The sequence below is a fragment of the Hoylesella nanceiensis DSM 19126 = JCM 15639 genome, from assembly GCF_000379965.1.
Classification (GTDB): domain Bacteria; phylum Bacteroidota; class Bacteroidia; order Bacteroidales; family Bacteroidaceae; genus Prevotella; species Prevotella nanceiensis.
Genome location: NZ_KB904337.1, coordinates 1 through 5020, shown reverse-complemented (window position 1 = coordinate 5020; position 5020 = coordinate 1). Strand labels below are relative to the sequence as shown.

Here is a 5020-nt window from a genome sequence, read left to right as displayed (position 1 = left end):
TCCTGTTTCTCCAATGAAAGGCGAGATAATAGGTGACCGATGCCAAACTTGCCAAAAAGATGAAATAAATCATCACTCATTCGGGTTTTAACACTCAAAAGTTTGGATAACTCACTTATTTTCTCTATTTTTGCTTCCATAACAGTTTTGTTGTCTTGTCTTTAAAATCAGTTCTTTAGCGATTACTAATTTACAAAGAAAATTCGACAAACTGTTATTTTTCTATCTATTTATTTGGGTGGGAAACTTTAGTTATATATGTGATATGTTCATGGCTTCAGGCATTCACCTTAACACAACCTTCCGTGGTCCACAGTTTAAGAATACAAAAAGAATTGCATTTGATAACAACATATTAGTGAGATGTGGTACAGATTCTGCTGCATGGAACAATCCTTTTGGTGCAATTGATATTAAAGAAGATGTGAGAAACGTATTTTTTACCAATACAAAAATTTACGATAGTCCTCAAGAAGGTGTACGCATAGATGGTAGAGTGCAAGAAGTTGAATTTAATGGCTTGGATATTCTTGGTTCAAACCTTATGGGGATTAAGGGATACTTTGATAGTTGGTTGCACCAAATCACTCCTATCTATTGTAAAACAACAAAGGCAAAGTTCTCAAAAGTACGTCTTGGAAACTTTGGAACAAACACTGAAGATAGCAATAACAATACTTTCCCATTGTTTGTAAATAACAATCCTGAAATCAAAGCAAATATTCCATACGAAGTTGTCGAGGATTCGTATGTCGTTCCTGGCTTCCCTGTAGCAAATAAGTTGCAGACTGGTGGAATTATAGACCCACTTGCTGACGTAAAAGGATATGATGTTATTCTTGAAAAGCTATCTTGGAAGAACGAAAAAGGCGAACATGAGTTGCACGATGGCAATGAAGTTACATTTACAGCAGTAATTAAAAATACTTCAAATGTAGATATTCCTAAAGGTGTTGTTATTGGCTTAAAGGTTGCAGTAGATGGCAAAGAGCAGTTTGTTCACTCTGATTATAGAGAAGGATTGAAGGCTGGTCAAAGTATAACTCTATCACCCAAAAACACTTGGAAGGCAGCTTGGGGAGCACATAAGTTAGAGGCTTTTGCTGATTATAAAGATAAATTATATGACGAAACCAATGAGGACAACAACCTAAGAGTGAAGAATATCAATGTGAAAGAGGCTGTTGGTAATCCTTCTTTCAATACTGTTCAAGGTGGAGCAGACTTGCAAGTATTAGACGTTTCTTATGGAAAAGATCCTATAAAAGCTGGTGATCACGTTGTATTTACAGCTACAATTGTGAATGCAGGTGATAGAGATGTACCCGCAGGACAAACAATTGGACTTCAATTCCAAGTGGATAACAAACACTATGGCATTGGTCATATAACATGGAACGATAAGTTGAATGGTGGATTAAAGGCACATGAGATTGTTAAACTTTCTGCCACTGGCGGTGGAGGTGCTGATAATACGAATTATAATTATTGGACAGCCACTGATGGAGAGCACGTTGTTACTGCTTGGGTGAATGACCAAGGCAAGATAGACGAGGTGAATAAGGATAACAATAAAAAGGAAGTGTTGCTTATTATACCTTTTGGTGGAGTTAAACTGCTTGAAAATCCTGATGCTCCCGATGCCCTTGATGGTGAGACTTTGGTTGAAATGGCTGATAAATTTGCGGTGAATGGTGTTAAATATGAACGTGTAGAAGGTAGCAATGTTAAAGTCGTTGGCCTTGAAAACGCTTCTGTTGAAACGCTAAGAATTCCTGCAAATGTATCCTATAAAGGGGTGAACTATCAAGTAAAAGAAATTGCTTCTCAAGCTTTTGAGGGTAACTCTGCAATCAAAGAATTTGTTGTTGAAAATGGAGTAACAACCATTTCTGATCATGCTTTCAAAAATGTTGCATCTTTAAATAAGGTGTCTTTGCCAGCTTCTATCACCACTATTGGAGAATGGAGCTTTGAAGGTTGTGGTGAACTAACAGAATTTGTGGTTCCTAATAAGGTTGAAACAATAGAAGCAGGTACATTCTATCATTGTGGAAAATTGACAAAGGTGGTTTTGGGCGATAATGTTAAACATATTGGAACAAGTGCTTTTGACGGATGTTCTCAATTGAATAATGTAGAGGTAAGTGCTCTTTCTAAACTCGAAACAATTGATGCTTATGCTTTCCAAAGTACTGAATTGCTAAAGAGTTTCAACTTCCCTGTAAATCTAACAACCATTGGTCATCATGCATTTAAGTATAGTGGACTAACTTATGTTCAACTACCTGTTGGATTACAAAAGATAGATGAATGGGGATTTGAAGGTTGTAAACAACTAAGAAATGTGTCTATTCCTGCACAAACACAAATAGGTGCGGGCATATTCTACAATTGTTCTGCTCTTCAAAATGTAACACTTCCTTCTAACATCGCAACAATTCCATTTATGGCGTTCTCTGCTTGCAGTAGTTTAGAAGGTGTTTATCTCACAGGTTCAACTGTTCCTAATAGAGATGCATATTGTTTCGATAATGTTTCTACAGCGGTACAATATTATGTTAAGCCTTCTGCATTAATGGCTTATAAGTCTTCTTGGAATGATGTGGCAGACAGAATTACTGATGAAATACCTGTAACGCTAACATCAACAAAGATGACTTTCTCTAGAGGATTTGATGTTGATTTTACCAATGCGTCTGGATTTGAAGCTAAGGTCGTTACTGATTATCGTGAGAATGGTGCACAACTTGAATATGCTAAGATTGAAAAGGCTCCTGCAAACACGGGCTTAATTCTTACAGGACGTCAAGGAACTTATATCGTTAAGATGTGTGATAACGAGCCAAACAGCGTTGCTACGAACTTATTAAAAGCAAGTGTAGGTGGTGCTTGGGTTGAAAATACAACAACAGAAGTAACGAACTATATTTGTGTGAATGGTAATTTTGTTCGTGCTAATGGTGTGATGGTTCAGCCATGGAGTGCTTGGTTACGACTAATTGGAAATGCTCATGTAATTAGTAATGGTACGACTACTGCAATAAATGAAATCGAAAAGAATGTTGTTGATAACGAACCATATTATCGTTTAGATGGAACTATTGAACAACATCCTTCAAAAGGCATCTTTATCCATAAGGGTAAGAAGGTTATTTTGAAATAAAAGGTTATGCTATTCTCGCTTCCCTTGGTTGTGGGTTGGCGAGAATAGTATCTTGTTTATCTTTGATATCGTTTAGGTTTTGTTTCTTTCGCCTTTCTAAAGAATTGAAAATAAGTATTTTTCTTTTGTGACTGGGGTTGAAATAAGAACTTATAAATAGAAAAAGGACTACGATAATATTTCGTAGTCCTTTTATTTTTCTTCTAAAGAGTCTTTTTAGATACCTCTCCTATAGAATGATGTTGTTTTATAAGAGTTCTTTCTTTTTTCTTTCAAACTCTTCTTCTGTGATGATATTTCTTTCTTTTAAATCGTGTAAACGCTCAAGTTCTTCTGCAATATTGGGCTTTGGTTGTGGCTTGTTTTGAGATGATTGGCTATTTAATAGAGTTTTATATAAGAGACCATTGTAGTTTATATTAAAACTTTCTTCTGACATTATTAATAACATAATCGTATCAATAATGCTAATAAATAATGGAATACCAGTCCAACAGAATAGTAGATAGAGAACGCCTCGTCCGTTTTGACCAAGATAAAAGCGGTGGATACCTAATCCACCAAGGAAGAATGCTAATAAAATAGCAGTGGTTTTACTTTTCATTTTAATCTTCTTTAGTTTGTAATGTTTAGGCTTATCGCCTGATTTACAGTACAATTATAAATTATTTGTTTCTTACTTCCATTGAGTTAATTGCTTATCGTTTTCCTAAATTCAGTAATAACTCTTCTAATTGGAGTTTGGGTAAATTTAAAGAAAATATTTTTATTGAGCCTATAATTAAGACTGAAAAGTAATTTTGATGTCTTTAAATAGTGGAAGGAGAGAGGTAGGGAGAAGTCGAAAATGAAGTGTGTGCTTATTTTTTATGTAGTAGGGTAGGTATATTTAAAATAAAATGAAGTATCTTTGTTCCATTAACCTGATAGATTACAATCTATAACATCTATCATTAATGAAAAATGATAATTAAATTTTAGTGTTGTGCTATGAAAGAAGAACGTAAAGTAAACAATTGGTATCTGAAAAGAAGTGAAATTCTGGCAAGGTATGCAGATAAATATCCCTCAAAATATGATAAAGTAGAAATGAGATTCGGTGCTCATGACTATGGTTGGATTCCTTTCCATATCATTAAAAATGGTGAGAGTATAAAACTTTCAGAACTTTCTTATGTCTATGATCCTTTTGTACCAATGAAAGAATGGCTCGAAGGAATAGTTGAAAGGCTTTATGATAAGATAAGTGTTATAAAGTTAGATTGTGAAGATGTTTATACTATTTTATATTTTGAACCATTATGGTTTACTTATTCTTCAAATGAGGAAAGCGAAGTTGAACCAATTTGTAGTGGGATTTTTCTAGTGTATGATAGTGATCGGGAAGAGTTTATTGTTGATGCTTTTTGTGACATAGAAACTTTGGTGAAGGATTTATATCGTAATATACTAGATTTTGCAGAGAAGATGAAGACGGATCCTACATTTGCTGACGATTGGGCTTATGATTGTTGGAATGATGAATTTCCTGCTTTTGAAGATGATGATCCCAAGCGTCATGATTTCTTTTATAATAAGATGAAATCACCAATAATAGAGAAATATTTGAAGGATTGTGAAAGAAATCGAAAGATGTTACAAGAAAGATGAGAGTGAAAGAATTATTTGTTTTGAAAGATTAAATATTTTCTTTTCGTTCTCCCCCTATATAATATAAATAGGTGAAATTGTTCTTTTGGTTGATTTTTCCATTTGTGGAGTAAAAAAGTTGTTTTTTTTTGAATTTTCTTTTTGAATTATTTGGATTGTGTTTTAAAAAGTTGTACTTTTGCATCCGCTTTCGAGAGTTATCTC

General features: G+C 34.3%; 3 protein-coding genes. 2 read left to right on the top strand and 1 reads right to left on the bottom strand.

The annotated features are described in order from the left end of the window. Window positions 1-271: 271 nt before the first annotated feature. Window positions 272-3166: a leucine-rich repeat protein gene (locus A3GM_RS11300; RefSeq protein ID WP_169333330.1), complete on the top strand. Its 2895-nt coding sequence runs from the start codon at window positions 272-274 to the stop codon at window positions 3164-3166. Between the two features lie 247 nt (window positions 3167-3413). Here the strand turns inward: A3GM_RS11300 and A3GM_RS0110840 are convergent, their stop codons facing one another. Beyond that, window positions 3414-3770 carry a TM2 domain-containing protein gene (locus tag A3GM_RS0110840; protein WP_018363372.1) on the bottom strand — a complete coding sequence of 119 codons (357 nt, stop codon included), beginning with the start codon at window positions 3768-3770 and terminating at the stop codon, window positions 3414-3416. Between the two features lie 386 nt (window positions 3771-4156). Between A3GM_RS0110840 and A3GM_RS0110835 the strand changes: the two genes are divergently transcribed. Then, window positions 4157-4816, top strand: coding sequence for a hypothetical protein (locus A3GM_RS0110835; RefSeq protein WP_018363371.1), 660 nt, complete (start codon window positions 4157-4159; stop codon window positions 4814-4816). Window positions 4817-5020 lie beyond the last annotated feature (204 nt).

Bases quoted from the DNA above. Each gene is read 5' to 3' on its own strand.
- A3GM_RS11300 (WP_169333330.1), top strand. From the start codon at position 272: ATGGCTTCAGGCATTCACCTTAACACAACCTTCCGTGGTCCACAGTTT.
- A3GM_RS0110840 (WP_018363372.1), bottom strand. From the start codon at position 3,770: ATGAAAAGTAAAACCACTGCTATTTTATTAGCATTCTTCCTTGGTGGA.
- A3GM_RS0110835 (WP_018363371.1), top strand. From the start codon at position 4,157: ATGAAAGAAGAACGTAAAGTAAACAATTGGTATCTGAAAAGAAGTGAA.